Origin of the sequence: Sphingobacterium sp. xlx-130, assembly GCF_011007405.1 — a bacterium.
Lineage (GTDB): Bacteria > Bacteroidota > Bacteroidia > Sphingobacteriales > Sphingobacteriaceae > Sphingobacterium > Sphingobacterium luzhongxinii.
In genome coordinates, this window is sequence record NZ_WFKN01000005.1 from 135424 (window position 1) to 161396 (window position 25973).

General features: G+C 38.9%; 33 protein-coding genes. 6 read left to right on the forward strand and 27 right to left on the reverse strand.

The window, feature by feature from the left end; all coding sequences use genetic code 11:
- Window positions 1–7 precede the first annotated feature (7 nt).
- Entirely contained in the window at window positions 8–994 is a 987-nt protein-coding gene (gene nrdF / locus G7B18_RS09350; protein WP_164109367.1) for a class 1b ribonucleoside-diphosphate reductase subunit beta, read from the forward strand.
- A 360-nt stretch (window positions 995–1354) separates the two neighbouring features.
- Entirely contained in the window at window positions 1355–3166 is a 1812-nt protein-coding gene (locus tag G7B18_RS09355) for a M60 family metallopeptidase (RefSeq protein ID WP_164109369.1), read from the forward strand.
- A 60-nt stretch (window positions 3167–3226) separates the two neighbouring features.
- On the opposite strand, the gene G7B18_RS09360 is transcribed toward G7B18_RS09355, so the two are convergent.
- The 3 genes from G7B18_RS09360 to G7B18_RS09370 all read right to left on the reverse strand — a co-directional run bounded on the left by G7B18_RS09360 (window position 3227) and on the right by G7B18_RS09370 (window position 6163).
- Entirely contained in the window at window positions 3227–4942 is a 1716-nt protein-coding gene (locus tag G7B18_RS09360) for a GMC oxidoreductase (protein WP_164109371.1), read from the reverse strand.
- Between the two features lie 6 nt (window positions 4943–4948).
- Window positions 4949–5425: a gluconate 2-dehydrogenase subunit 3 family protein gene (locus G7B18_RS09365; protein ID WP_164109373.1), complete on the reverse strand. Its 477-nt coding sequence runs from the start codon at window positions 5423–5425 to the stop codon at window positions 4949–4951.
- A 69-nt stretch (window positions 5426–5494) separates the two neighbouring features.
- The gene (locus tag G7B18_RS09370; protein WP_164109376.1) at window positions 5495–6163 is read right to left on the reverse strand and encodes an HAD family hydrolase; all 669 of its coding nucleotides are present in this window, start codon (window positions 6161–6163) and stop codon (window positions 5495–5497) included.
- A gap of 221 nt (window positions 6164–6384) precedes the next feature.
- On the opposite strand from G7B18_RS09370, the gene G7B18_RS09375 reads away from it, so the two are divergent.
- Genes G7B18_RS09375 through G7B18_RS09390 form a run of 4 tightly spaced genes read left to right on the forward strand, consistent with a single transcriptional unit; the run spans window position 6385 to window position 10728 of the window.
- Window positions 6385–6996 carry a fumarylacetoacetate hydrolase family protein gene (locus G7B18_RS09375; protein ID WP_164109378.1) on the forward strand — a complete coding sequence of 204 codons (612 nt, stop codon included), beginning with the start codon at window positions 6385–6387 and terminating at the stop codon, window positions 6994–6996.
- A gap of 4 nt (window positions 6997–7000) precedes the next feature.
- A complete protein-coding gene (locus G7B18_RS09380) occupies window positions 7001–8728 on the forward strand; it encodes a M23 family metallopeptidase (RefSeq protein WP_164122435.1) in 1728 nt (575 codons plus the stop codon).
- Between the two features lie 42 nt (window positions 8729–8770).
- Complete coding sequence (bcp, locus tag G7B18_RS09385; protein WP_164109382.1) at window positions 8771–9229, forward strand: thioredoxin-dependent thiol peroxidase; 459 nt, start codon at window positions 8771–8773, stop codon at window positions 9227–9229.
- Window positions 9230–9258: 29 nt separating this feature from the next.
- A complete protein-coding gene (locus tag G7B18_RS09390) occupies window positions 9259–10728 on the forward strand; it encodes a glycine--tRNA ligase (protein WP_164109384.1) in 1470 nt (489 codons plus the stop codon).
- Between the two features lie 93 nt (window positions 10729–10821).
- On the opposite strand, the gene G7B18_RS09395 is transcribed toward G7B18_RS09390, so the two are convergent.
- The 24 genes from G7B18_RS09395 to rplN all read right to left on the reverse strand — a co-directional run bounded on the left by G7B18_RS09395 (window position 10822) and on the right by rplN (window position 25972).
- Window positions 10822–11895: a M20 family metallo-hydrolase gene (locus G7B18_RS09395; protein WP_164109386.1), complete on the reverse strand. Its 1074-nt coding sequence runs from the start codon at window positions 11893–11895 to the stop codon at window positions 10822–10824.
- Window positions 11888–12688 (reverse strand): pyrroline-5-carboxylate reductase, encoded by an 801-nt coding sequence (gene proC, locus G7B18_RS09400; protein WP_164109388.1) that lies wholly within the window; start codon window positions 12686–12688, stop codon window positions 11888–11890. The genes G7B18_RS09395 and proC overlap by 8 nt, the downstream gene beginning before the upstream one ends.
- Window positions 12689–12705: 17 nt before the next feature.
- Window positions 12706–13503, reverse strand: coding sequence for an acetylglutamate kinase (argB, locus tag G7B18_RS09405; RefSeq protein ID WP_164109390.1), 798 nt, complete (start codon window positions 13501–13503; stop codon window positions 12706–12708).
- A gap of 38 nt (window positions 13504–13541) precedes the next feature.
- Window positions 13542–14513 (reverse strand): acetylornithine carbamoyltransferase, encoded by a 972-nt coding sequence (locus G7B18_RS09410; protein ID WP_164122437.1) that lies wholly within the window; start codon window positions 14511–14513, stop codon window positions 13542–13544.
- Between the two features lie 56 nt (window positions 14514–14569).
- Window positions 14570–15703, reverse strand: coding sequence for an aspartate aminotransferase family protein (locus G7B18_RS09415; protein ID WP_164122439.1), 1134 nt, complete (start codon window positions 15701–15703; stop codon window positions 14570–14572).
- 168 nt (window positions 15704–15871) lie between these two features.
- On the reverse strand, window positions 15872–16399 hold the full coding sequence (rplQ, locus tag G7B18_RS09420) for a 50S ribosomal protein L17 (protein ID WP_079643282.1): 528 nt from the start codon (window positions 16397–16399) through the stop codon (window positions 15872–15874).
- Window positions 16400–16524: 125 nt separating this feature from the next.
- Window positions 16525–17517 (reverse strand): DNA-directed RNA polymerase subunit alpha, encoded by a 993-nt coding sequence (locus G7B18_RS09425; RefSeq protein ID WP_079643281.1) that lies wholly within the window; start codon window positions 17515–17517, stop codon window positions 16525–16527.
- An 88-nt stretch (window positions 17518–17605) separates the two neighbouring features.
- Window positions 17606–18214 (reverse strand): 30S ribosomal protein S4, encoded by a 609-nt coding sequence (rpsD, locus tag G7B18_RS09430; protein WP_164122440.1) that lies wholly within the window; start codon window positions 18212–18214, stop codon window positions 17606–17608.
- A gap of 67 nt (window positions 18215–18281) precedes the next feature.
- On the reverse strand, window positions 18282–18671 hold the full coding sequence (gene rpsK, locus G7B18_RS09435) for a 30S ribosomal protein S11 (RefSeq protein ID WP_079643279.1): 390 nt from the start codon (window positions 18669–18671) through the stop codon (window positions 18282–18284).
- A gap of 10 nt (window positions 18672–18681) precedes the next feature.
- The gene (rpsM, locus tag G7B18_RS09440; RefSeq protein WP_021071233.1) at window positions 18682–19059 is read right to left on the reverse strand and encodes a 30S ribosomal protein S13; all 378 of its coding nucleotides are present in this window, start codon (window positions 19057–19059) and stop codon (window positions 18682–18684) included.
- Between the two features lie 29 nt (window positions 19060–19088).
- Window positions 19089–19205, reverse strand: coding sequence for a type B 50S ribosomal protein L36 (gene ykgO, locus G7B18_RS09445; protein WP_021071232.1), 117 nt, complete (start codon window positions 19203–19205; stop codon window positions 19089–19091).
- Window positions 19206–19241: 36 nt separating this feature from the next.
- Window positions 19242–19460 (reverse strand): translation initiation factor IF-1, encoded by a 219-nt coding sequence (gene infA / locus G7B18_RS09450; protein ID WP_079643278.1) that lies wholly within the window; start codon window positions 19458–19460, stop codon window positions 19242–19244.
- Window positions 19461–19536: 76 nt separating this feature from the next.
- On the reverse strand, window positions 19537–20319 hold the full coding sequence (map, locus tag G7B18_RS09455) for a type I methionyl aminopeptidase (RefSeq protein ID WP_164109398.1): 783 nt from the start codon (window positions 20317–20319) through the stop codon (window positions 19537–19539).
- 9 nt (window positions 20320–20328) lie between these two features.
- Window positions 20329–21666, reverse strand: coding sequence for a preprotein translocase subunit SecY (gene secY, locus G7B18_RS09460; RefSeq protein ID WP_164109400.1), 1338 nt, complete (start codon window positions 21664–21666; stop codon window positions 20329–20331).
- Window positions 21667–21669: 3 nt separating this feature from the next.
- A complete protein-coding gene (rplO, locus tag G7B18_RS09465; RefSeq protein ID WP_133585688.1) occupies window positions 21670–22116 on the reverse strand; it encodes a 50S ribosomal protein L15 in 447 nt (148 codons plus the stop codon).
- A gap of 113 nt (window positions 22117–22229) precedes the next feature.
- Window positions 22230–22409 (reverse strand): 50S ribosomal protein L30, encoded by a 180-nt coding sequence (gene rpmD / locus G7B18_RS09470; RefSeq protein ID WP_021071227.1) that lies wholly within the window; start codon window positions 22407–22409, stop codon window positions 22230–22232.
- A 5-nt stretch (window positions 22410–22414) separates the two neighbouring features.
- Window positions 22415–22933: a 30S ribosomal protein S5 gene (gene rpsE / locus G7B18_RS09475; RefSeq protein WP_079643273.1), complete on the reverse strand. Its 519-nt coding sequence runs from the start codon at window positions 22931–22933 to the stop codon at window positions 22415–22417.
- 12 nt (window positions 22934–22945) lie between these two features.
- A complete protein-coding gene (gene rplR / locus G7B18_RS09480; protein WP_164109403.1) occupies window positions 22946–23299 on the reverse strand; it encodes a 50S ribosomal protein L18 in 354 nt (117 codons plus the stop codon).
- Window positions 23300–23304: 5 nt separating this feature from the next.
- Window positions 23305–23859, reverse strand: coding sequence for a 50S ribosomal protein L6 (gene rplF / locus G7B18_RS09485; RefSeq protein WP_164109404.1), 555 nt, complete (start codon window positions 23857–23859; stop codon window positions 23305–23307).
- A gap of 23 nt (window positions 23860–23882) precedes the next feature.
- On the reverse strand, window positions 23883–24284 hold the full coding sequence (gene rpsH, locus G7B18_RS09490) for a 30S ribosomal protein S8 (protein ID WP_235049518.1): 402 nt from the start codon (window positions 24282–24284) through the stop codon (window positions 23883–23885).
- Window positions 24285–24425: 141 nt separating this feature from the next.
- Window positions 24426–24695, reverse strand: coding sequence for a 30S ribosomal protein S14 (gene rpsN, locus G7B18_RS09495; RefSeq protein ID WP_079643270.1), 270 nt, complete (start codon window positions 24693–24695; stop codon window positions 24426–24428).
- Window positions 24688–25257: a 50S ribosomal protein L5 gene (rplE, locus tag G7B18_RS09500; protein WP_164109406.1), complete on the reverse strand. Its 570-nt coding sequence runs from the start codon at window positions 25255–25257 to the stop codon at window positions 24688–24690. Before rplE ends, rpsN begins: the two co-directional genes overlap by 8 nt.
- Complete coding sequence (gene rplX, locus G7B18_RS09505; RefSeq protein ID WP_164109408.1) at window positions 25257–25601, reverse strand: 50S ribosomal protein L24; 345 nt, start codon at window positions 25599–25601, stop codon at window positions 25257–25259. The genes rplE and rplX overlap by 1 nt, the downstream gene beginning before the upstream one ends.
- A gap of 2 nt (window positions 25602–25603) precedes the next feature.
- Window positions 25604–25972: a 50S ribosomal protein L14 gene (gene rplN / locus G7B18_RS09510; protein ID WP_037498951.1), complete on the reverse strand. Its 369-nt coding sequence runs from the start codon at window positions 25970–25972 to the stop codon at window positions 25604–25606.
- Between the last annotated feature and the right edge of the window lies 1 nt (window position 25973).

The window sequence follows — 25973 nt, forward strand, 5'->3', positions numbered from 1 at the left end:
TTAGGACATGAACAAACAATTTACAGCCGTCAACTGGAATACTCCCGATAACGATTATGCCCTGATGTTTTGGGAGCAAAATATCAAACAATTCTGGATTGACACCGAATATATTCCATCTAAAGACATCGATAGCTGGAAGGGCCTAAGCTGGGACATGAAAGAATGTTACAAAAAGGCATTAGGTGGATTGACTTTGTTAGATACATTACAGAGTCATACGGGTATGCCTAAAATTATAGACCATATCGACTCGCTCCAAAATAAGGCTGTACTATCCTATATGTGTATGATGGAAGCTATTCATGCTAAATCATACTCTACTATATTTACTACGGTATCCACAACCAATGAGATTAACGATGTATTTGGTTGGGTTTCGCAAAACAAGTTTTTGCAGTTTAAGGCTAATACAATTGACAAATATTACCGCGGTATAGATAAGCAAAACCCCACTGATGAGGAATTGTTTATGGCATTAGCCTCTTCCGTGCTTCTAGAATCTTTCTTATTCTACTCTGGATTTTTCTTGCCTTTATGGTTATGTGGTCAAGGACAGATGGTGGCATCGGCAGATATCATCAAAAAAATCGTAGCAGATGAATCCATACACGGTGTATTTGTAGGATTGATCGCACAAGAAGTGTTTGCTAAACTACCTAATAAAGAAGAAGTAAAACAACGTTTCTTAAATCTTCTTAACGAGCTTTATGAAAACGAAATCAAGTACACGGAAGAACTCTACACTGTGGTAGGATTAACCTCTGAGGTAAAAGAATATGTTCGCTACAATGGCAATAAGGCATTGATGAATCTCGGATTTGATCCCATCTTTGAAGTAAAGCAGGTGAATCCAATAGTTTTGAACGGTCTAAATACAGAAACGACACAACACGACTTTTTCTCTAAAAAGTCTACGAACTACGAAAAGTCTATGGAAATTGTTCATCTAAAACATGAAGATTTTGAAATGGATGCAACAGTCGATATTTAATTAATTCCCAGACACAGTCATTCTCCCCCTTTTCGAAAACGAAAAGGGGGTTTTGTTTTGGCATTCTTTGTAAAACACGTATTACACAATCGTTTGCTATAATCTGTCCGTCCGAAGTATTCGAACTATATATGTATCTTCATTAATAAACCTGAAACATTAATTATGAAACCATCATGATTTATTCAAAACGAGTGAAACGAGTTCATGAATACAGCTAAGGAAACAAGCTATGAATGAATGAATAATCACACAAGGGAATGAATAACCGAACGAGGTGAGATCACGAATGCCGCTTAAACATATTCTCGATGAATAAATCTGATAGCTTCATCACAAATGAAAAGCAAATATAAACAGATGAAAAAAATAGCATTATCACTACTACTATCGACTTGCCTTTTCCTAGGCTTCGCACAAACGGATAATGATCTCAAATTCTTTTCGAAGGAAAATTTTACCGCCATAAAGAAAGGAAATACAGCTGCCCAACTAGCTCAGATCACTTCACCCAGCTTAAGAAATACCGCATTACAGCTGCTGGATAAAACCTATCCCCTCAAAGATAGACACAAAACGTATCTCGCTTACCTTGAGCCTAAAATTCTTGCTGAACAATTAAAAACCAGCTCATACTCACAATACGAAAACCCAACTGGGATTTATTTCACAGAAGAAGAAGAAGCTGTGATCTGGGTCGGAAAAACCAAAGGACAAGTACTTAACCTGGTCGTGGTCAACTGGGATGATGAACATTTCAAACAAAGTAAATATAAACTGAAAGAAGGGATAAATACCTTTATAATTCAGAATAAAGGAAATTCCTATATCGAGTATTTCAGAAATGATAACAAATCAGGTACCCCTATTGATATTCATATTCTTTCGGGTAAGGTTAATGGTGTATTTGACCTCCGTAAAGACGATAACAAGAAATATCAGCAACTTCTCAATACTGCCCAGGGACCTATCCTAGACTTAGTTGGGCACAAAGTTCATCTTGCTTATGCCGTAAGTTCATTGAAAAAAGAAAACCCGGAAAATGGCATCGGCTTAATGCAGTTATACGACTCTATTATCAATATACAGCATGAAATCATGGGGTTAGTAAAATACCATAGAGAACCAAGAAATCATATGTTCGGCCGGGTGATATGGAAAGGCTTCATGCACGCAGATGGTATTGGTGCGGCCTTTCATGATAATACCATGTCCTCTGTAGCCAATATACCGAAGCTACGTAAAAATTCTTGGGGCGTAGCTCATGAATTTGGACATGTCAATCAGGTGCGCCCCAATATGAAATGGGTAGGTACCACAGAGGTTACCAATAATATCTATTCGGTATGGACCCAATACCTGTATAATCCAAAAGAACCCAAATTAGAACGGGAAAAACTGAAAGATTATGATGAGGCGAAAGTCGGAGGGAGAATCACATCTTATATGGAGTCGGCATTCGTACATGGTCAACAATGGTTGACACAGGCGGGTCCAGATCGTTGGCAGCGAGAAAGACCTCGCGATTGGGGTGGAGATCATTTTGTAAAACTCGTACCATTGTGGCAATTGCAACTTTACTTTGCTAAAGTCGGTGAAGGATTTGCTTGGGGTAATAAGGATTTTTATGGGGATGTCTTTGTCAAAGCGATAGATGACACTGTTCGACATGCTACACAAGATAGTTACTATCAACTGCAATTTGTAAAAAATGCTTGCGAGGTAGCCAAGTTAGATTTAACGGATTTCTTTGAGAAATCTGGAATTTTGACTCCTATTGATCTAATCGTAGACGATTACACTGTCGGTCGTATGAAAATAACAACGGAAGATATCACTAAAATAAAGTCCCATGCGGCGCAATACCCTAAACCAAGTACACCTGTATTGCACTACTTGACGGCAAACAGTATAGATATATACAGACTACAGCAACCTGTAGCAGGTAGTAAGCATGTGGGATACGAAAAGGAACAGGGAAAAATAATAATTGACAATACGAAATGGTCTAATGCAGTAGCTTTCGAAACGTATAAAGACGAAACCTTAATTAAAGTAGCATTCCGTGGTGCAGGGTCGGAAGATGCAAGTAAGACCACTGTACATATACCGGATGGATTTACATCGGTCAAAGCTGTGGGATGGAATGGTCAACGTATAGATGTTTTATAAAAAATAAGGGGCTGCACTATGTGCAGCCCCTTATTTTTTATAAAAGCTGATTACGATGGGCTAAAAATTACCCTTCTTCATCTCGGTAACGGCATAATCAACCGATCGTGCCGAAAATGCCATATAAGTCAATGAAGGATTTTGCGTAGAGGTCGATGTCATACAGGCACCGTCTGTCACAAACACATTGGGTACTGCATGCATCTGATTCCATTTGTTGAGCATCGAAGTCTTGGCATCATGCCCCATACGTACACCACCCATCTCGTGAATATCTAGACCAGGAGCTTGTGGGGCTTCATCTCGACGAATGTTCGTAAAACCGGCTATCTTAAACATTTCCTCCATCGTGTCGAGATAATCTTTTTTCATCTTATGATCATTCTCATCGTAATCAATCGAAATTTTTAATAACGGGATTCCCCAATTGTCCTTTTTATCGGTATCGAGTGCTACATAGTTAGCAGCCTTTGGAATAGTCTCTCCCATCATGTGAGATCCTACTCCCCAATTGCCAAGCTCCGGATTCAACAAGGATGCCTTCAGATCCTTTCCCAGTCCAGATTGATCTGCTGACGTAGAACGCCATGCTCCAAATCCAGCAGCATATCCCCGTAAATAATCAGTCTCCTGCTTGTGTAGATTGCGGAAGCGTGGCATATAACCTCCCCCAGCAGGATTACGTCCCTCAGTTTTGAAGTCTAATAATCCTTCATATTCGGCATACATACGTGCACTATAATTGTGAAAGGCAACGTATTTACCTAAAGTCTCACTGTCATTTCCAAGTCCATTAGGAAAACGATTCGATATAGAATTCAGAAGTATCAAATTCGTGTTTATGGCAGCAGCATTCACAAAAATAACCTTGGCATAGAACTCGATTTCTTCTTTTGTGTTACGATCGATCACCTTTACACCGATGGCTCTACCTTTACTCTCATCGTATAAAATTGAATGAACTACGGAATCAGGTCTTAATGTCATATTTCCTGTCTTAGCCGCCCAGGGCAACGTAGACGAGTTGGAACTGAAATAACCTCCGAATGGGCAGCCCCGTTGGCAAAGTGTACGATTTTGACATTGTGTCCTTCCTTGTTGGATATGTATCGGTTGTGGTTTGGATATATGAGCACAACGGGCTGATATGACCTTTCGATCCGGATACGTGCCTTCGATCGTTTGTTTAAAATACTTTTCAACAACATTTAACGGATAGCCGGGTAAAAACTCACCATCGGGTAGCTCTGCTAACCCATCTCGATCACCAGCAATACCCGCAAAACGCTCTACATGATCATACCATTGCTTTAAATCGGCATAACGTATAGGCCAATCTACAGCAAACCCATCCCGAGCGGGTCCATCAAAATCAAAATCGGACCAGCGTTGCGTCTGTCTCGCCCATAAAAGCGATTTACCGCCTACTTGATAGCCCCTGATCCAATCAAACGGTTTGTCCTGTATATAGGGGTGTTCTTGATCTTTAACAAAAAAATGAGCTGCATCTTCGTGAAATGCATAACACTTGCTCACAATAGGATTATCTTGTTTGACTTGATAGGGCATCTCATTGCGATGCTCAAATTCCCAGGGGAACATATTGGTCGTCGGATAATCTTTGATATGTTTTACGTCTCTTCCTCGTTCTAAAACCAAAGTTTTTAATCCGCGTTCACAAAGCTCTTTGGCAGACCATCCACCGCTAATCCCTGAACCGATTACAATAGCGTCATAAGTTCTATCTTTCTCCGAATCTATATTTAGATTTGCCATACTTTTTTATGCCTTAACTTTTACGGCTCCGTTATAACGTCCCGGTACCAATTCGTAAACCAACTTATTCTTCATCACATATTCTGAATTAAGATATCCTTGTATTGTACGCTTTTTCAAAATTTCGTAAAAAGCGTCTTTTTCAAGCCCTTTCAAGTAAGCCAATCGTTCAGAATCTGTCTTCAATCCAGCTTTCTTTGCAAGTTTAAGTCCCGCTAAAAAAGCCTGTTGATCTTCTGGACTGTGACAATCATCCAACATTTTCATCACAAAAAGGTGTAAGTTTAGTTCCTTCGCTCCCGGAGTATCTGTTTTAGGAATTATAGCCTCCACCAAATCACCAATAAGTGATTCATCAGCCGCAGACAACTTGATGTTCTCTAGCACGATGGAAGCGTCTTTTCCTCCTTGTGTACACGATGAAGCTATTACCAGCCCTCCTGCGACTATGAAAAGCTGTTTTAACGCTGTTCTTCTGTTCATTACATTCATAATTCAGGAATCTAATTTAAGATTATTTTCTAAAAAAACGTTTTAGCAAAATGATTTAAATTACAAAAACGATGTATTTCTTCCATAATCAAACACATCTCCCAGATTCGTAACCAAATGATCAACGGTTTTGTCTAAACGAGAACGCTCAACAGCATGTGCACTAACACCTATACAATACAAGCCTGCGGCTTTGGCTGATGTTGCTCCCGTGATCGTATCTTCTATCGCTAAAATCGACGATACCGGCATCTCCATTCTGTCTATTCCCTGTAGATAAGGTTCGGCATTAGGCTTCGGGTTTTCAACATTCTCTCGAGTCACAAAAAAATCGAAATGGGACAACAACTTATGATGTCCTAAAACGGTCTGAACAGTAGACTCATAGCTAGAAGTAACTAGACCTATGCGAATTTTGGCTTTCTTCAAATACGCTAATATCTCTTTAGCAAAAGGCATCAATTGAATTACGGTCATATCTGACTGGGCATAACTCGCTCTTGTCTCCGTCCACATAAATGTTTCGTCCGTCTCTATACCCCAATTCTCTCTAAGAAAGGCAACATTCCTTCTCAAGGTATGTCCCGCAAAATAGGTTAGCCAATCATCAAAGGTTATTTCTAAACCAAAACTTCTGGATAGGATCGGCTGCCAATTGGAAAAATAATAATACTCCGAATTAATTAAGGTACCATCTAAATCAAAAAGTACACCTTTAAACTTTGTCATATCTTAAAGATATAAAATCGATTGGAAATTGGGATGTAAGCATGATGATCTTATTGGATATAAAAGCAATTTTGGTTAAGTTTGTTCTTGGAGGTTTTGTAAAATATCACCTATTATTTATGCACTCGTGCTGAATACATCGGAAATATAACCTTCATCCCTTGAAACACCCCTGACTCCGCCCGCGGGCGGATGATAGATAAAAAACAAGTTATATACATATGAAAATAATAGCTGTAGGCCGTAACTATGTCAATCATGCGAAAGAATTAAATAATCCAGTTCCAGATCAACCCGTCATCTTTCTAAAGCCTGACACCGCTGTTCTTAAAGACAATAAAGATTTTTATATTCCTGAGTTCTCAAAAGACATTCATTATGAGTGTGAGATCGTAGTGCGTATCTGTAATGAAGGAAAACATGTGTCCAAAAAATTTGCCCACAAATATTATGATGCTGTTGGTTTAGGTATAGACTTTACAGCTCGTGACCTACAAAGTCAACTTAAAACCAAGGGCTTACCTTGGGAACTAGCCAAAGCCTTTGACCATTCGGCAGTAGTAAGCCCACTTATACCTAAAGAGAATTTTACGGACATCAACGCAATTCCCTTTTCGCTAACAAAAAATGGACAGACTGTCCAATCCGGAAATACGTCGGACATGATATTTGATATCGATAGTTTGATCAGTTTTATCTCTGCATATATTACGCTACGTAAAGGCGACTTAATTTATACGGGCACGCCCGTAGGTGTAGGTCCTGTTGCTATAGGCGATAAATTAGAAGGCTTTATAGCGGATAAATTAATGTTTACCACACATATCAAGTAATAGGATGCGCAAAAAAACAGGCTATTTAGTACTACTACTTCTGTTGCTGTCGTCATTGTCAATTGGTCAAAAGAAGGAGATTATTACTTCTCGCAACTATCCGCAGGGATATTTCCGAAATCCTTTAACAATCGCCATGGATGCTTCTGGCACATTTGGTGAGCTGCGTTCGACGCACTTTCACGCCGGTGACGATTATAGAACACAGCAGCGTGTAGGATTACCACTACATGCCGCCGCAGAGGGCTATGTATCACGGGTACGGGTTCAGATCGGAGGCGGTGGTAACTCGGTATACATCGATCATCCTAATGGTTATTCTACCGTTTACTTGCATATGGATGATTTCAATGAGGTACTTACTAACATTATTCGCGCAGAACAATATAAGCAGCAACGCTTGGATGTTGATTTAATATTAAATCGGAACCAAGTCGTCGTCAGCAGAGGAATGCTAATCGGCCACGCAGGCAATTCTGGTGGCTCTGGGGGGCCACATCTCCACTTTGAGATACGTGATACCAAAAGTCAGCACCCTCTAAATCCTCAACTCTTTGGATTAAAGTTTAAAGATAATTTCAAGCCTATAATCAACGGAATAATGCTGTATGACCTGAACGTACCATTATTCAACGAGCACACCCCTAGAAAATCATTAAGTGTAAAGGCTTCGCAGACGGGCATTTATACATTAGCGCAGGCTAGCCCAATCGCTGTCAATGGCCGCTTTGGACTAGGCATCAATACGGTAGACAGACATCGCAGTGGAGGGTTTCAAAATGGCGTATATTCGATTGAACTTTTGATTGATGAAAAACCCGTATCAACAGTCGTTTTTGAAGAGTTGGATTTTAATACCTCGCGAGGAATTCATTCTTATATTGATTACTCACACTGGAAAAAAACAAAAGTAAAAATTCAAAAGAGCTTTAAAGATCCGGGAAACCCGATAGAAATATTCAAAACATTGCCCAATACAAGGGGAATAGAACTGCAAGAACAAAAAGTATATGATGTAAAATATATTGTCAAAGATGTGGCAGGAAATACGAGTGAGTTGAATTTCAAAATTGATAATAAAATCAATAACAGAACTACTGACCATAAATTCCGAGGCTTGCAACTGTTAAAATTTGACAAGACAAATTCCTTTGAAAGGTCAGATGTTAAAGTTAATATCCCACAAAAGGTACTTTATGATGATTTGGATTTTGAATATTCTGCGGCTTCTGCTCCGGCAAATTCCTATTCACAGCTACATAAAATTCATAATAATTTGACGCCTATTTTTCAAGCGTACAACCTCGCCATAAAACCGACGTCGCTCCCTCTTCACCTCGAAGGGAAGGCATTGTTAGCCTCTGTCGAAAATGGTGCTGAAGGTGGGGCTTTTGAGAACGGTTGGGTTAGTGTAAATACAAGAAATTTCGGTAGCTTTTACATTGTTGTTGACACAATAGCTCCTGTAATTACACCACGTAACCTTAGCTCAGGAAAGAATGTCTCTGCACAACGGAAAATAGACTTTACCATAGCCGATAACCTATCGGGCATTCAATCCTTTGATGGTTATATTGATGATAAATGGGTACTTATGGAGTACGACTCGAAGAACAGGCATCTTTGGCATACCTTCGATCCTTCATTAACTAAGGGGACACATACTTTTAAGCTTATTGTAAAGGATTGGAAAGACAATCAAAAGGTCTACCAAGCTAGCTTTATTAAATAAGATTTCATAAATTAGGAGATTGCCCTATAAATTCAACCGAATATGTCAAATTTGAAAATTGGAGATCAAGCTCCGCCGATTCAAGCGAAAAACCAAAACGGAGATCTAGTAAATCTTTCGGACTTCGCTGGGAAAAAAGTAATCTTATATTTTTATCCAAAAGATAATACACCGGGCTGTACAACGGAAGCGTGCAACTTTAGGGACAATTATCAATCATTGTTGGAAAAAGGATTCGAAGTATTGGGAATCAGTATTGATAGTGAACAATCTCATCAAAAGTTTATCACTAAATTTGAACTCCCCTTCAATCTTCTCGCTGATGAAAATCAAAAAATAGTCAATGACTATGGTGTTTGGGTAGAGAAAAACATGTATGGCAAGAAGTATATGGGTACTGCAAGAACTACTTTTGTAATCGATGAAAACGGGAATATAGAACATATCATCAAGAAGGTAGATAATAAGAATGCTTCCCAGCAGATTCTTGATTTGTATTAGTTTTAATCTTTTATATATATTTGCGCCTTATGAGCAAGCAAACAGACGATTTATTTAAAAATATAGTATCGCATGCCAAAGAATACGGTTTTGTATTCCAGTCGAGTGAAATATATGATGGCTTAAGCGCCGTTTACGATTATGGTCAATTAGGTTCAGAACTAAAGAACAACCTAAAGACTTACTGGTGGAAATCCATGGTTCAACTGAATGAAAACATAGTCGGTATAGACTCTGCTATATTCATGCACCCTACAATCTGGAAAGCATCGGGACACGTAGATGGGTTTAATGACCCAATGATTGACAATAAGGATTCGAAGAAACGCTATCGCGCGGATCAACTGATTGAAGATAAAATCGATCGTTATGAAAAAGATGGTAAGTCGGATAAGGCAGCACAGCTTCAAAAAGATCTGGATGATGCTTTAAACGCAGACGATTTAGTTCGTTTGAAGACGATCATCGAAGAACATAACATCGTATGCCCTATTTCAGGCACTAAGAATTGGACAGACGTCAGACAATTCAACTTGATGTTTGCTACCCAAATGGGAGCTATGGCTGATGGTGCTGAACAAGTATATTTACGTCCTGAGACTGCTCAAGGTATTTTTGTAAACTTTCTAAACGTCCAAAAGACAGGAAGAATGAAAGTCCCATTTGGTATAGCTCAGATTGGCAAAGCTTTCCGTAATGAAGTAATTGCACGTCAATTTATCATGCGTATGCGTGAATTTGAACAGATGGAACTTCAGTTTTTCGTGCGTCCAGGCACAGAATTAGAATGGTATGAAAAGTGGAAAGAGACGCGCCTAAAATGGCACTTAGCTCTCGGTTCAGATCCGACTAAATACCGCTATCATGACCACGTTAAGTTGGCTCACTATGCAAATGCCGCCGTAGATATCGAGTACGATTTTCCTTTTGGCTTTAAAGAAGTAGAGGGTATCCACTCTCGTACCGACTTCGATCTAAAGCAACACCAAGAGTTCTCCAAGAAAAAGATGCAATATTTTGATCCGGAAATAAATCAGAACTATATCCCTTATGTCGTCGAAACATCGGTAGGACTAGATCGCCTATTTTTGACTGTATTTGCAAACTCGCTGGTACACGAAGATTTGTCCACAGAGGAAAAACAAGATTCTAGGGTGGTATTAAAATTCCATCCGGCAATTGCTCCTGTTAAAGCCGCAATCTTCCCGTTAACAAAAAAAGACGGCTTACCAGAAAAGGCTAGGGAGATCATGAACAGATTGAAATTGGACTTCAATATGCAATATGACGAGAAAGATGCTATCGGTAAACGTTACCGTCGTCAAGATGCTATCGGAACGCCTTACTGTATTACGGTAGATCACCAAACGCTAGAAGATAATACGGTAACAATACGTCACCGTGATACTATGGAGCAAGAGCGTGTGGCTATTGACCAATTAAGAAGTATTATTGGTGATTTAGTAAGTTGGAACCACTTATTGGCTCAACTTCTATAATCGGATACGTAATAATTCTATAAAAAAAGAACCGCGCTATATCTATTTGATATAGCGCGGTTCTTTTTTCTCTCAGCTTGAGGTTTCCCTCAATTAACGTATAATCTCGTCCAACAATTGAATATAAAATGCTATACCTTCCACAACCTCATGCTCATAAATGTACTCATCTGCAGCATGTGAACGCGCGGAATCCCCTGGTCCCACTTTTAGTGAAGATATTGGCAAAAGTGCCTGGTCGCTCATCGTGGGACTGCCATACAACTTCTTTCCAAATTTCAATCCAGCCTGAACGATAGGGTGAGTTATCGCTATTGTAGACGGATTTAGTCTAGTCGATCTGGCCGTTACTTCAGACTGAACGTGTTCACGGATAAGTTTGAGTACTTCTTCATTAGTATATACATCAGTCGTACGCACGTCGACCACAAATTTACAGGATGAAGGGACAACATTATGCTGAGTACCAGCCTCGATCATAGTTACAGACATCTTTACTGGCCCAAGGTACTCTGACTGCTTGGGAAATTGATAGGAATTAAACCAACGGATGTCTTCGACGGCTTTATAAATAGCGTTAACCCCTTCTTCACGTGCGGCATGGCCGGACTGTCCTTGTGCCACACAATCCAACACCATTAATCCCTTTTCCGCAATTGCCAAATCTAGCAAGGTAGGCTCTCCTACAATTGCAAACTCACAGGGAACAATATGCTGATAAACCTGTTCTATACCATTGCTACCAGAAATTTCTTCCTCAGCAGAAGCAACTAAGCACAGATTATATTTTAATTCCCTTACCTCATAAAAATGGAGAAAAGTAGCAATCAAGGAAACCAAACATCCACCGGCGTCGTTACTTCCTAATCCATACAACTTACCACCCGATCTTACAGGTAGAAATGGGTCGTTTGTATAGCCCGAGTTTGGTTTTACAGTATCATGATGTGAGTTTAGCAAAATAGTAGGTCGCTCTACTTGGAAAAACTTATTATAAGCTATCACGTTATTTCCAATGCGTTCCACATTACAGACCCCGTGTTCTTCTAAGAACTTTACCAATAAATCTGCTGTAGCATCTTCCTCTCTACTAAAAGATGGTGTAGCAACGAGATTTGATAGTAACTGAAGACTATCTTCTATCAACGAAGTAACACTACTATTCATTATAGAGACCACCTGCTTTTAAAGCTGAAAGCTTAATCCCCTTTATGAAAGCAGAACTAAGCCCATTATGCTCCATCTCGTTTAATCCCGCAATAGTGCAGCCTTTTGGAGATGTTACTTTATCAATCTCACTTTCAGGGTGACTATTCGTCTGCAATAACAAATCCGCAGCGCCCTTAGCTGTCTGTATAGCCATCTTCAGAGCATCATGGGCATGGAAACCTATCTCTACCCCTCCTTGTGAAGCAGCGCGGATAGCGCGCAGAAAAAAAGCAATACCACAAGCACATAATGCCGTTGCCGAGGTCATCAAGTCCTCGTTAATCACCACGACAGAGCCTACAGCATTAAAGATACGCTCAACTTTAGAAACAGCATCATCGGGAGCATTATCGGTGGCTATGCAAGTCATCGATTGCCCAATTGCAATTGCTGTATTTGGCATGGCCCTCACCACTAATCGGTCTTCTCCTAAGATATCTTTAATATCCTGACACGACACTCCCGAGGCAACGGAAACTATAAGTTGATCAAATTTCAAACTACTAGCAATTTCTTCCATCACTTTACGGATCTGTTGCGGAAGGACACACAATATGACAATTTCGGAGTTTTGAATAGCGACTTTATTATCTATATTGATTTCAAAACCAAGATCTTTCTCCTCTTCTAAGGCTGCGAGCGAACGTCTTGTCAAGACAATCTCATTCGGTTGATAATACTCCGATTTGACCAATCCTTTTGCTAAAGAAAGACCTATATTACCGGATCCAATTATAGTTAGCTTACTCATATTGTGTATTAGGTTGATTACTTGTTTACTAGACAGGTACCGAACTTCTGCTGTTGAAATAAATGTAAGTTGGCTGCATTCCCAATATAAACAGATTTCACACCTTTATTTATTGCATCAAAAGCATTCTGTAACTTAGGAATCATTCCATCGCTAATAATTCCTTTTTGCTTATAATCTTCAAATTTCTTAGCCGTTATGGTTTCTATAACCGAATTATCATCAGAGATATCGGCTAAAACGCCATTTTTTTCAAAACAATAAATCAAAGATGTCTCATACAATCTTGATAAACAAGTTGATAGCGCTGAAGCAATAGTGTCTGCATTTGTATTTAACAACTGCCCAACACCGTTGTGTGTGATTGCTGAAAAAACAGGGGTGAAACCCGCATCCAAAAATTTCTTAATGGCCAAGGTATTCACTGAATCGGCTAAAATATCACCTACAAAACCATAATCAATTTCGCGCGCAGGGCGTTTTACTGATTTAATAACATTTCCATCAGCACCGCTCAACCCAATAGCATCACATTGATACTTCTGCAATTTTGCGACAATCTTCTTATTGGTCAATCCAGCATACACCATCGTGACCACATCAAGCATCGATTCATCGGTAACTCTTCTTCCGTCAACCATCTTCGCTTCGATATTCAGCTTAGCAGCGATACGGGTTGCAATTTTCCCTCCTCCATGTACCAAGATCTTCTTACCGGGGATGGCTGCAAATTTTTCCAAAAATGCTTCTAATTGAATATCATCATCAATTACGTTGCCTCCTACCTTAATAATATTCAATGTACTATTCGACATAGTTTAACTTTTAACTGACCTCTAAAATGAGATTTCTTTTATATATTCTTATTGAGTCTTTCTAGCATACGCTTCAAAACAACCTGCGCAGCCCATACCCTATTACTAGCTTCTTTAATAACTAATGAATTTGGGCCATCTAGAATCTCCGCCGATAACTCCAAATCCCTACGGACAGGTAGACAATGCATAACTTTGGCGTCGTTAGTTTGCTTAAGCTTCTCATTATCCATCATCCAATTCTCCGAGACTGGATAGACCTCGCCATACTCTTTGTATGAGGACCAATTCTTCACATATACAAAGTCTGCGTCAGATAAAGCATCTTTCAGGTCATGTGTTATAGTCACTCCAGCTGTAAACTCCTCTGCCAGTTCATAACCAGGAGGGTGTGCGATAGTAAAATCGAGTAGGTTTTGTTCCTGTGCTTTGCCCATCCATTCGGCAAAGGAATTAGGAACAGCTTGAGGAAGGGCTTTTACATGAGGAGCCCATGCCAAAACCACTTTAGGTCTATCGACCTTCTTATACTCTGTAATTGTTATAAGATCAGTTAGACTTTGTAAAGGGTGCCTAGTTGCACTTTCCAAAGAAACAACAGGTACGCCACAGAACTTAATAAACTTATTAAACAAGTCTTCACTGTAATCTGCTTCCCTATCTTTTAAGGAAGGGAAACTACGCAAACCGAGAATATCACAGTACTCGCCCATCACAGCAGCAGCTTCGCGAATATGTTCTACTGTCGTACCATTCATCACGACTCCGTCTTGTGTTTCTAATGCCCAACCGTCCTTGTCCATATTCATGACCATCACATTCATTCCTAAATTCATGGCGGCCTTTTGCGTACTAAGTCTAGTACGTAAACTCGGATTTAAAAACACTAGACCTAAAACTTTATGTTTACCTAAAGATTCCTCGGTATTTGGGTTAGCCTTTATAGCCAGAGCCTCCTCTACAAGATCACTCAGATTATCGATATCTGCAACGGAGAAAAAATTCTTCATCTTATTATAAGTTATCTGTGACAAATAGTCTATATATCGTCTGAAATAATAGTATCTTAAGCTTTTAAACGTTCGTCTAAAGCTGTCAAGAATCTATCAGCTATAGCTTTATCAATGTTTAATGCCGGAAGAATACGGATAACATTCGGTTTAGCCTCTCCAGTAAATATACCATTTATTGTTAGTAAATCCCTCTTCACATGTGCCAACTCTTCAGGAAGATCTATACCTATCATCAGTCCCCGTCCTCTTACTTCTTGAACCCTATCAAGCTTTTTCAATTCGGCAATCAAATAATCGCCGATACTTCCTGCATTTTGAATCAAACTTTCCGATTCCATCACATCCAACACAGCCACGGCCGCTGCGCACGCCAAATGATTGCCTCCAAATGTTGTTCCCAATAAACCATAGGAAGCCTTAAACTGAGGCGCGATACTGATTGCTCCTATAGGAAATCCATTTCCCATTCCCTTCGCCATCGTATAAATATCTGCCTGAACTCCAGCGTAATCATGGGCATAAAATAATCCCGTACGTCCATAACCACACTGTACGGAATCTGCGATAAAAGTGGTTTCATATTGATCACAAAGACTGCGAATCAATCGAAGGAACGTAATAGATGCCTCTCGTATCCCACCTACCCCTTGTATTCCTTCAATAATTACCGCTGCAACATCGCTTCCGTAGGCTTCAAAAGCCTCTGACAATGCCTGCTCATCATTGAATGGTAAAAAAACTACATTATCTGTCTGATTCACCGGCGCTACTATAGCCGGATTATCTGTTGCTGCCACTGCTAGTGAGGTACGACCGTGAAATGCTTTAGAAAACGCTATAACTTTCTTTCTTCTGGTATGAAAAGACGCTAATTTCAACGCATTTTCATTTGCCTCCGCTCCGGAATTACACAAAAAAAGTGAATAGTCCTCTTTCCCGGATATTACTCCAAGTTGTGTAGCCAACCGCTTCTGGATAGGGATCTCAATTGAATTAGAATAGAAACCAATGTTATTTAACTGGTCGGTAATGGATTTAACGTAGTGGGGATGTGTATGCCCTATAGATATCACTGCATGGCCACCATACAAATCTAAATACTCATTACCTGCAGCATCCCAAAGTTTGGATCCTGCGGCCCGTACGATGTTAATAGGATTAACGGGGTAAACATCAAACAAATTCATCAATTAAATAATAATTAGTGTAAACAAAACTATGCACAAATATAACTAAGACGCACTTAATACGCTATGAATAAACGAAAAAACCTGTGATAACTAGCTTTATAAAAGATTACAAAAAAAGCCTATCATCGCTGATGATAGGCCTAATATTTCTAAAGAAAGAAAAAATTAGTCTTTTTTCTCTTCTGTAGCAGGAGCTTCTTCGGTTGCAACAGCTTCTTCAGCTTTTACTTCTTCAACAACTTCTACTGTTTCTGTACCTTCAGCAGCTTTTTTCTTAGCACCACCGCGGCGACGAGTAGTTTTCTTCTCAGCTTTAGCGTCTTTGCCGTAAACTTCGTTATAATCTACCAACTCAACAAATGCCATCTCAGCATTATCACCTAAACGGTTTTCTAACTTAATAATACGAGTATAACCACCTGGGCGTGTTGCCACTTTTTCAGATATTTCGCGGAACAAAATAGTTACTGCGTCCTTATCTTTCAAGTAAGCAAATACCGTACGACGAGAGTGTGTCGTATCATTTTTAGATTTCGTGATTAATGGCTCAACATAAGTACGTAAAGCTTTAGCTTTTGCTAAAGTAGTAGTAATACGCTTGTGCTTGATTAATGAAGTCGCCATATTAGCTAACATCGCCTTACGGTGACTGTCAGTGCGGCCTAAGTGATTTACTTTTTTTCCGTGTCTCATTTTCTTAGTGTTTTTTCGTGCGTACCGTTCTTAAAGAAATGAAGTCAATAAGAGAAGGTTCTAATCTCTTACTTAATCCACTTCGTTCGAGGAATTACGCAACAGGTCGCTTTTATTTTTATTTATTATTCTTCGTCCAATTTAAACTTAGACAAGTTCATTCCGAATGATAAACCTTTTGATTTTACCAATTCTTGAATTTCACTTAAAGATTTCTTTCCGAAATTACGGAATTTCAACATATCAGCTACGTCGTAAGTAACTAACTCAGCTAATGTGCGAATATCCGCCGCTTTTAAACAGTTCAATGCACGCACAGAAAGATCTAAGTCTACTAGTTCTGTTTTCAAAATCTTACGCATATGTAAGATCTCCTCGTCAACGACTTTGGTTTCCTCTTTCGTTTGCGACTCCAACAGCATATTCTCATCAGAGAACAACATAAAGTGCTGAATAAGAATACGAGCAGCTTCTTTCAAAGCATCCTCTGGGTGAATTGATCCGTCTGTAGATATATCTAACAACAATTTCTCGTAGTCAGTTTTCTGTTCTACACGGTAATTTTCAATGGTATATTTCACATTCTTAATCGGAGTGTAAATAGAATCGATAGCGATTAAACCTACAGGTCCATCAGTTACCTTATTCTCTTCCGCATTTACGTAACCACGTCCCTTTGAAACAGACAACTCTACTTCAATAGTTACAGAGCTTTCCATGTTACAAATTACGAAGTCTGGATTCAATACCGTAAAGTTGTTAGAAAACTTAGTGATATCGCCTGCTTTAAACTGTTCTTGACCATTGATAACTACAAAAATCTTCTCGCTGTCGCCTTGTTCACCACTCTTTTGAAAACGAACTTGTTTCAAATTTAAGATGATCTCAGTTACGTCTTCTGCTACACCTTTGATCGTAGAGAATTCGTGTGACACGCCTGAAAATCTTACCGACGTAATCGCATATCCTTCTAGAGAGGACAATAAAATACGGCGTAAAGCATTACCAATAGTAACACCAAAACCTGGCTCTAATGGACGAAATTCGAAAGTACCATCAAAATCTGTAGATTTTTGCATGATAACTTTATCCGGTCTTTGAAATGCTAAAATTGCCATTTATAATATTTTAATATTTTTCAACAATGTATATCTTAATAACAGATGCATAATCCCGAGAATCGGAATTATGCATAGTTATTAATTATTATTTAGAGTATAACTCTACGATTAAGTTCTCTTTGATATTCTCAGGAATGTCAGCACGCTCTGGATAAGTCAAAAACTTACCTGTTAATGCTTTTGCGTCCCACTCTAACCAACCGTATTTGTTGATTGTTCTTCCTGCTACAGAATTAGAGATAGCCTCTAAAGCTTGTGAGCGCTCACGAACAGCGATGACGTCGCCTGGACGAATGCTATATGATGGAATGTTAACGACATTACCGTTAACAGTAATATGCTTGTGCGAAACTAACTGACGAGCAGCAGCGCGAGTCGATGCGATACCTAAACGGTATACTACGTTATCTAAACGTGCTTCTAATAATTTCAAGAAGTTTTCACCTGTAATACCTTGCTTTGCAGCAGCTTTTACAAATAAGTTAGCAAACTGACGTTCTAAAACTCCGTAAGTATATTTAGCTTTTTGCTTCTCTAACAACTGAATAGCATATTCAGATTGTTTTCCTCTTCTTTTTGATGGTCCATGTTGACCAGGAGGATAATTCTTTTTTTCTAATGCCTTATCAGGGCCGAAAATTGGCTCTCTGAATTTACGCGCAATTTTGGACTTTGGTCCTGTATATCTTGCCATTTTTTTCTCTGTTTGAAGTATCTACCAGCCTAAAGCTGATGAATCTTAATCTTAAACAATACTGTTATTAAACTCTTCTGCGTTTTGGAGGACGACAACCATTGTGAGGAAGTGGAGTAATATCCTTGATAGTTGTTACATCGATTCCTACGGTTTGTAACGTACGGATAGCAGACTCACGTCCAGCACCAGGTCCTTTAACGAAAACCTCTACTTTGCGTAATCCTAAATCATGTGCAACTTTACCACAATCGTTTGCTGCTTGACCTGCTGCATACGGAGTATTCTTTTTAGAACCTCTGAAGCCCATTTTACCAGCTGAAGACCATGAAATAGTTTGACCAGAATTATTAGTCAAAGTAATAATAATGTTGTTAAAAGTAGCATTGATATGAGCTTGACCTACAGGCTCGATAACAACGATACGTTTTTTTGTGACTTTTTTACTTTTAGCCATTTCTTACTTGTTATTTAGTAGCTTTTTTCTTGTTTGCAACTGTCTTACGTTTTCCTTTACGAGTACGTGAGTTGTTTTTAGTACGCTGACCACGAACTGGTAAATGCTTACGGTGACGTAAACCTCGGTAACAACCAATATCCATTAAACGTTTGATATTCAATTGAACCTCTGAACGTAAAGCACCTTCTACTTTAATTTCATCATTGATAATCGTACGAATAGCAGCCAATTGATCATCATTCCATTCCGAAACTTTTACATCTTGACTAATTCCTGCTTTATCTAAGATATATGCAGCAGTCGCACTACCAATACCAAAAATGTAGGTAAGGCCAATAACGCCTCTTTTGTTTTTAGGTAAATCTATACCTGATATCCTTGCCATATAATATTTTAAGCGATTTTGTTAATTAATTATCCCTGACGTTGTTTGAATTTAGGGTTCTTTTTGTTGATCACAAAAATCTTTCCTTTACGACGGATGATCTTACAATCCGCACTACGTTTTTTTACTGATGCTCTTACTTTCATTTTACTAAATTGTTAAGCTCTTCACAGAGCAATACCTTATTTATAACGATATGTTATCCTTCCTTTAGTTAAATCATAAGGAGACATTTCCAATTTAACTTTGTCTCCAGGTAGAATTTTAATGTAATGCATACGCATTTTACCAGAAATGTGTGCAATAATTTCATGCCCATTTTCTAACTCTACCCTGAACATCGCATTAGATAATGCTTCTTTGATAACACCGTCTTGTTCTATCGAGGCTTGTTTAGCCATATATCAATTACTAATTAACGTTTGTATAGCCTGCACCAACAGGAGTGCAAAGATAAATAAAAATATTGAAAGCTAACTACTTTTTATTCAAAACTTTCTCTACTTCATCAAAATTCAATAGCACATCGGGTTCTCCCTTTCTTATAGCTACCATTTGTTCAAAATGAGCAGAAAGTTTGCCATCGATGGTACTGACAGTCCATCCATCGTCCCAAAATTTAACACCAGCTTTACCGGCATTTATCATTGGTTCGATACAGATCACTAATCCAGGCTCCAACTTTGGTCCAGAACCGCGCTTACCGTAATTTGGAACTTCTGGTTTTTCATGTAAATGTAATCCTACGCCATGACCTACCAACTCTCTTACAATTCCAAAATTATAAGGTTGAACATATTCTTGAATCGCTGATGAAATATCTCCTACTCTTTTACCCGCAACTGCCTGCTCTACCCCTTTATAAAGGGATGCTTTAGTAACGTCCAACAATTGCTGAGCTTCCTGCGAAATTTCGCCCACTCCAAATGTATATGCAGAATCAGAAATGAAACCGTTTAAGTTAACACCTCCGTCTACGGAAACTAGGTCCCCGTCTTTAATCTCATAGTCACTTGGAAAACCGTGTACTATCTGATCATTAACTGAAATACATAAAGAAAAAGGAAAACCATGATAATTCAAGAAAGCTGGAGTACCTCCATTATCGTGAATAAAATCATAAGCTAATTTATCAAGGGATAATGTAGTAATCCCCGGAGTGATAACTTTGGCTATTTCAGCAAGTAAGCGCGAGAGTACATTTGCAGACTCTCGCACTTGCTCAATTTGTTCTTCTGTTTTATAAATTACTTTAGACATCTAAAGATATTAAATAGCAGATTGATCATATCCTTCAACACCTACAGCCGAACGTCCTTTAACACGTCCTGTTTTCATCAAACCATCATAATGACGCATCAATAGATGAGACTCGATCTGCTGAAGGGTATCCAATACTACACCCACCAAAATCAAAAGTGACGTACCTCCATAAAAATGTGCGAATTGATTATTCACACCAGCGGCACTAGCTATAGCTGGCATAATAGCAATGATTGCTAAAAAAACCGCACCTGGAAAAGTGATACGAGAGATTACATTGTCTATAAACAAATTCGTATCATATCCCGGTTTAATCCCTGGTACAAAACCTCCATTTTTCTTCATATCCTCAGACATCTGTTGAGGATTTACCATGATAGCTGTATAAAAGAACGTAAAGGCAATAATTAATACTGCAAACGTCACATTATAAGCCACTGATGTAAAATTCGTCAACGATGTTAAGAAATCGGATTGAAGATTTGGGAAGAACTGTGCTAAGGACATTGGTAAAAACATAATCGCCTGAGCGAAAATAATTGGCATAACACCAGCCGCATTTACCTTTAAAGGTATATACTGGCGCACACCTCCCACTTGCTTATTCCCAACTATCTTTTTAGCGTACTGCACTGGTATTTTACGTACTCCTTGAACAATCAATATAGTAAAGATCACTATAAAGAATAGCGCAATAGCTTCGATCAAAATAGGGATGATACCACCACCGCTAGGACTCATTCTCGAAGCCCACTCAGCCACGGCACCGCCTGGCAACTGCGCGATAATACCAGCCATAATGATTAAAGAAATACCATTTCCAATACCCTTATCGGTGATTTTCTCACCCAACCACATCACAAACAATGTACCTGCAGTCAAAACAATAGCAGCAAGAATAGTGAACATAGGGTCTGCAATAGTTTTTGCAGCCGGTTCGATTTGTGTCTTAACGTAAGCGATAGCTTGCACCAATGTGATAGCTAATGTCAAATAACGAGTTATCTGAGTCATCTTTTTACGTCCAGACTCACCTTCTTTTTGCATTTTCTGAAACGCAGGAACAGCAATCCCCAATAATTGTACAACGATTGATGCAGAAATATAAGGCATTACGCCTAAAGCAAAGATAGCTGATCTAGAGAATGAACCTCCAGCAAACATATCTAAAAGTCCAAGAAGACCTTCTTTTTGCCCTGTAGCTAATGCATCTGGATTAACACCTGGCAATACCACGTGACATCCAATACGATAAATGAGAAGAAATAACAACGTATTTACGATACGATTGCGTAAATCTTCAATTTTCCATATATTGGTTAAGGTTGTGATTAGTTTCTTCATGTATTAAAGTTTTACGATGGAACCACCTGCAGCTTCGATAGCTTTCTGAGCTGAAGCTGAAAATGCATGTGCTTTAACCTCGACTTTAGCACTAAATTCTCCACGACCTAAAACTTTTACTAAGTCATTTTTAGAAACTAAACCATGCTCTTTCAATGTATCGAAATCAACTACAGTAAGGTTGTATTTTTCTACTAAACTTTGTAGAACATCTAAGTTTACACCATTGTATTCAACACGGTTTGCATTTTTGAATCCAAACTTAGGCACACGGCGTTGTAAAGGCATCTGACCACCTTCAAAACCGATTTTTGTAGAGTGACCAGAACGAGATCCAGCACCTTTGTGACCGCGCGTAGATGTGCCGCCACGACCAGAACCTTGACCACGGCCTATACGTTTTCTGCTTTTTGTTGAACCAACTGCTGGTCTTAAATTACTTAAGTTCATTTTAAACTAAGATTATGTTGTGCCTTCGCTTTCACTAAACAGGTCACAACGATTAACAATTAAATTATAAACAACTGATGGAAAGAACCGAAATTCTTTCCATAGTACTGTTTTTAGATAGTCTCAATAGCCACTAAGTGGTTCACTTTACGAACCATACCGATAATAGCCGGTGTAGCCTCTACTTCTACCGAGTGGTTGATTTTCTTCAACCCTAAAGCCTCAATAGTTTTCTTCTGGCGCTCGCTTCTGTCGATAACGCTCTTTATCTGGGTGATTTTAATTTTTGCCATGATAATTAACCGTTAAATACTTTATTTAAATCGACACCGCGGTGTTGAGCCACTGTATATGCATCACGCATATTAGCTAAAGCATCAATTGTTGCTTTTACCACGTTGTGCGGGTTTGATGATCCTAAAGATTTTGCTAATACGTCTTTGATACCAGCAGATTCTAATACAGCACGCATTGCGCCACCTGCTAATACTCCTGTACCACCTACAGCTGGTTTAATCAATACTGAACCACCTGAAAATTTACCGTATTGCTCATGAGGAACAGTTCCTTTAATAATTGGAACTTTCACCAAGTTTTTCTTTGCATCATCGATACCTTTAGTGATAGCCTCAGTTACCTCTTTAGCTTTTCCTAAACCGAAACCAACGATACCGTTTTCGTCACCAACGACTACAATAGCAGAAAAACTGAAAGTACGACCACCTTTAGTTACTTTCGCTACACGCTGGATGCTTACTAAGCGATCTTTCAATTCAATCTCGCTTGATTTTACTCTTTTAATATTGCTTAATGCCATTTTTTCTATCAATTAAAAGTCTAAACCGCCTTCGCGAGCACCCTCTGCCAATGATTTCACACGGCCGTGATATAAGTACCCATTACGGTCAAAAACTACTTTACTAATACCTGCTGCCACAGCTTTCTCAGCTACCAATTTACCAACAGCTTTAGATTGCTCTACTTTATTTCCAGAAGCTACAAAGTCTTTTGCTAAGCTTGAAGCTGACACCAAAGTTTTACCTGTAGTATCATCGATAACTTGTGCATAAATACCTTTATTCGATCTGAAAACAGACAAACGAGGACGTTCAGTAGATCCAGTCAGGTGTTTTCTTATTCCTTTTTTAATTCGCTCTCTGCGAGATGTTTTAATTCCTGCCATGGTTATTATTTTTTAGCTGATTTACCTGCTTTTCTTCTTAATACTTCACCTACAAACTTAACACCTTTACCTTTGTACGGTTCTGGTTTACGGAAGCCACGGATTTTTGCAGCAATTTGTCCGATTAATTGTTTGTCTGTCGATTCCAAAGTGATAGTAGGGTTTTTACCCTTTTCAGCAGTTGTTGTAACTTTAACTTCCTGTGGCAATACGAAAACAATCGGGTGAGAGAAACCTAAAGTCAACTCCAATGTGTTACCATTGCTTGAAGCACGGTAACCAACACCGACTAATTCTTGTGTAGTTTTATAACCTTCTGTTACACCCACAACCATATTCTGGATTAATGCGCGGTATAACCCGTGTAATGCTTTGTGTTTTTTCTGCTCAGTAGGGCGAGATACGACGATGTTTCCATCTTCTTCCTTAACAGAGATGTCGCTATCTACTTTCTGAGTTAATTCACCTTTAGGACCTTTTACTGTTACCAGATTCTTATCTGATACAGAAATCGATACTCCCGAAGGAATAGCGATAGGTGCTTTTCCAATTCTTGACATGTCTTTGTGTGTTTTTTCCTAGATTAATAAACGTAACATAAAACTTCACCACCAACATTCTGTAAGCGGGCTTCTTTATCTGTCATTACTCCTTTAGAAGTTGACAAGACAGCAATACCCAAACCGTTCAAAACGCGAGGCATGTTTTCAACACTTGCATACTTTCTTAAACCAGGTTTACTCACACGTGTCAATGTGCGAATAGCCGGTACTTTGCTAATTGGGTTATACTTCAACGCAATTTTGATAGAACCCTGAGGTCCTTCTTCTACGAATTTGTAATTAGCAATGTAACCTTTGTCAAAAAGAACTTTAGTAATTTCTTTTTTAAGGTTCGATGCAGGAATTTCAACAACCCTATGGTTGGCCTTAATGGCATTCCTTACTCGTGTAAGGTAATCCGCTATTGGATCTGTATTCATTATGTAATATAAATTGTGATAATGGTTTCAAATCCCGACTTTCGGGAGACGACCTACTATCTGTAAATAAAATTTGCAATACAAAAAACCCGATAAATCCTTAAAAAGGATTTATCCGGGCAAAAGTAAGTATTTTTTTAAACCTTACCAAGAAGCTTTTGTAACTCCCGGGATTTTTCCGTCTAAAGCCATCTCGCGAAATGTAACACGAGAGATGCCGAACTGACGCATATATCCTTTAGGACGTCCTGTTAATTTACAACGATTGTGTAATCTAACTGGTGAAGCATTCTTTGGTAATTTATCTAATCCAGCATAATCACCAGCTTCTTTCAAAGCCGCACGTTTTGCTGCATACTTAGCTACCAATTTTTGACGCTTTACTTCGCGTGCTTTTAATCCTTCCTTAGCCATTGTTGTTCGAGTTTTGATTTTTGAATGGTAAACCGAATTGTTTTAATAACTCCAATGCTTCAATATCATTTTGAGCTGAAGTCACAAAAGTGATATCCATACCTGTAATCTTGTTGATTTTATCAATGTTGATCTCAGGGAAGATGATCTGCTCTGTTACTCCTAAATTGTAGTTACCTCTACCGTCAAATCCTTTATCATTGATTCCACGGAAGTCACGGATACGTGGCAAAGAAACAGCGATCAAACGATCTAAGAATTCGTACATGTTGTTGTCACGTAATGTAACGCGAGCACCAACAGGCATTCCTTTACGAAGTTTGAAGTTTGATATATCTTTTTTCGATTTCGTAGGAACAGCTTGCTGTCCAGTTATCATTGATAACTCAGCAATAGCGCTATCGATTAATTTCTTGTCTGCTGTAGCAGCTCCTACACCTTGTGATACTACTATCTTCTCTAGCTTCGGAACTTGCATAACGCTCTTATACTGGAATTTTTCTTTAAGCGTAGTGCGGATCTCTTCCGCATATTTTGCTTTTAATCTTGGTACGTAAGTCATTATTTAATTTCCTCCCCTGATTTTTTAGCGTAACGAACTATTTTACCATCTTCATTCACTCTACGTCCTACGCGAGTAGTCTTACCAGTTTTTGGGTCGATCAACGCTAAGTTTGAGATAGTGATAGCAGCTTCTTTCTCAATGATACCACCTTGAGGATTAGCTGCACTTGGTTTAGTGTGTTTTTTAACGATGTTAGCGCCTTCAACGACAGCTCTATTAGCGTCCACTAAAATAGACAATACTTTTCCTTGAACACCTTTAGAGTTACCAGCGATAACTTTCACTAAATCACCTTTTTTGATTTTGATTTTGTGAGTTGTTTTTGTTTTTTTAATAGCCATAATTATAAAACCTCCGGTGCTAGTGATACAATTTTCATAAACTGCTTCTCACGTAATTCACGAGCTACTGGGCCGAAAATACGTGTTCCACGTGGTTCATCGTTATTATTCAACAATACTGCCGCATTATCATCGAAACGAATGTAAGAACCATCTTTACGACGGATTTCTTTTTTTGTACGTACGACAACAGCTTTAGATACTGATCCTTTTTTAACGTTTCCTGAAGGGATAGCGCTTTTTACGGTAACAACAATTTTATCACCGATTGATGCATAACGCTTACGCGTACCGCCCAACACACGGATTACTAAAACTTCTTTAGCACCGCTATTGTCAGCTACATTTAGTCTTGATTCCTGTTGTACCATG

What these genes read in the sequence shown, in the direction of transcription:
- rplF (WP_164109404.1), bottom strand. Translation starts at nt 23,859, where the DNA reads ATGTCAAGAATTGGAAAAGCACCTATCGCTATTCCTTCGGGAGTATCG.
- rpsN (WP_079643270.1), bottom strand. Translation starts at nt 24,695, where the DNA reads ATGGCTAAGGAAGGATTAAAAGCACGCGAAGTAAAGCGTCAAAAATTG.
- G7B18_RS09390 (WP_164109384.1), top strand. Translation starts at nt 9,259, where the DNA reads ATGAGCAAGCAAACAGACGATTTATTTAAAAATATAGTATCGCATGCC.
- G7B18_RS09355 (WP_164109369.1), top strand. Translation starts at nt 1,355, where the DNA reads ATGAAAAAAATAGCATTATCACTACTACTATCGACTTGCCTTTTCCTA.
- G7B18_RS09425 (WP_079643281.1), bottom strand. Translation starts at nt 17,517, where the DNA reads ATGGCAATTTTAGCATTTCAAAGACCGGATAAAGTTATCATGCAAAAA.
- nrdF (WP_164109367.1), top strand. Translation starts at nt 8, where the DNA reads ATGAACAAACAATTTACAGCCGTCAACTGGAATACTCCCGATAACGAT.
- rplR (WP_164109403.1), bottom strand. Translation starts at nt 23,299, where the DNA reads ATGGCAGGAATTAAAACATCTCGCAGAGAGCGAATTAAAAAAGGAATA.
- rpsD (WP_164122440.1), bottom strand. Translation starts at nt 18,214, where the DNA reads ATGGCAAGATATACAGGACCAAAGTCCAAAATTGCGCGTAAATTCAGA.
- rplN (WP_037498951.1), bottom strand. Translation starts at nt 25,972, where the DNA reads ATGGTACAACAGGAATCAAGACTAAATGTAGCTGACAATAGCGGTGCT.
- rpsE (WP_079643273.1), bottom strand. Translation starts at nt 22,933, where the DNA reads ATGGCATTAAGCAATATTAAAAGAGTAAAATCAAGCGAGATTGAATTG.
- G7B18_RS09415 (WP_164122439.1), bottom strand. Translation starts at nt 15,703, where the DNA reads ATGAATTTGTTTGATGTTTACCCCGTTAATCCTATTAACATCGTACGG.
- rplQ (WP_079643282.1), bottom strand. Translation starts at nt 16,399, where the DNA reads ATGAGACACGGAAAAAAAGTAAATCACTTAGGCCGCACTGACAGTCAC.
- rpsK (WP_079643279.1), bottom strand. Translation starts at nt 18,671, where the DNA reads ATGGCTAAAAGTAAAAAAGTCACAAAAAAACGTATCGTTGTTATCGAG.
- proC (WP_164109388.1), bottom strand. Translation starts at nt 12,688, where the DNA reads ATGAGTAAGCTAACTATAATTGGATCCGGTAATATAGGTCTTTCTTTA.
- rplO (WP_133585688.1), bottom strand. Translation starts at nt 22,116, where the DNA reads ATGAACTTAAGTAATTTAAGACCAGCAGTTGGTTCAACAAAAAGCAGA.
- map (WP_164109398.1), bottom strand. Translation starts at nt 20,319, where the DNA reads ATGTCTAAAGTAATTTATAAAACAGAAGAACAAATTGAGCAAGTGCGA.
- G7B18_RS09380 (WP_164122435.1), top strand. Translation starts at nt 7,001, where the DNA reads ATGCGCAAAAAAACAGGCTATTTAGTACTACTACTTCTGTTGCTGTCG.
- rpmD (WP_021071227.1), bottom strand. Translation starts at nt 22,409, where the DNA reads ATGGCAAAAATTAAAATCACCCAGATAAAGAGCGTTATCGACAGAAGC.
- rplX (WP_164109408.1), bottom strand. Translation starts at nt 25,601, where the DNA reads ATGGCTATTAAAAAAACAAAAACAACTCACAAAATCAAAATCAAAAAA.
- secY (WP_164109400.1), bottom strand. Translation starts at nt 21,666, where the DNA reads ATGAAGAAACTAATCACAACCTTAACCAATATATGGAAAATTGAAGAT.
- G7B18_RS09370 (WP_164109376.1), bottom strand. Translation starts at nt 6,163, where the DNA reads ATGACAAAGTTTAAAGGTGTACTTTTTGATTTAGATGGTACCTTAATT.
- rpsM (WP_021071233.1), bottom strand. Translation starts at nt 19,059, where the DNA reads ATGGCAAGGATATCAGGTATAGATTTACCTAAAAACAAAAGAGGCGTT.
- infA (WP_079643278.1), bottom strand. Translation starts at nt 19,460, where the DNA reads ATGGCTAAACAAGCCTCGATAGAACAAGACGGTGTTATCAAAGAAGCA.
- ykgO (WP_021071232.1), bottom strand. Translation starts at nt 19,205, where the DNA reads ATGAAAGTAAGAGCATCAGTAAAAAAACGTAGTGCGGATTGTAAGATC.
- G7B18_RS09395 (WP_164109386.1), bottom strand. Translation starts at nt 11,895, where the DNA reads ATGAATAGTAGTGTTACTTCGTTGATAGAAGATAGTCTTCAGTTACTA.
- G7B18_RS09365 (WP_164109373.1), bottom strand. Translation starts at nt 5,425, where the DNA reads ATGAACAGAAGAACAGCGTTAAAACAGCTTTTCATAGTCGCAGGAGGG.
- G7B18_RS09410 (WP_164122437.1), bottom strand. Translation starts at nt 14,513, where the DNA reads ATGAAGAATTTTTTCTCCGTTGCAGATATCGATAATCTGAGTGATCTT.
- rplE (WP_164109406.1), bottom strand. Translation starts at nt 25,257, where the DNA reads ATGACTTACGTACCAAGATTAAAAGCAAAATATGCGGAAGAGATCCGC.
- bcp (WP_164109382.1), top strand. Translation starts at nt 8,771, where the DNA reads ATGTCAAATTTGAAAATTGGAGATCAAGCTCCGCCGATTCAAGCGAAA.
- G7B18_RS09375 (WP_164109378.1), top strand. Translation starts at nt 6,385, where the DNA reads ATGAAAATAATAGCTGTAGGCCGTAACTATGTCAATCATGCGAAAGAA.
- argB (WP_164109390.1), bottom strand. Translation starts at nt 13,503, where the DNA reads ATGTCGAATAGTACATTGAATATTATTAAGGTAGGAGGCAACGTAATT.
- G7B18_RS09360 (WP_164109371.1), bottom strand. Translation starts at nt 4,942, where the DNA reads ATGGCAAATCTAAATATAGATTCGGAGAAAGATAGAACTTATGACGCT.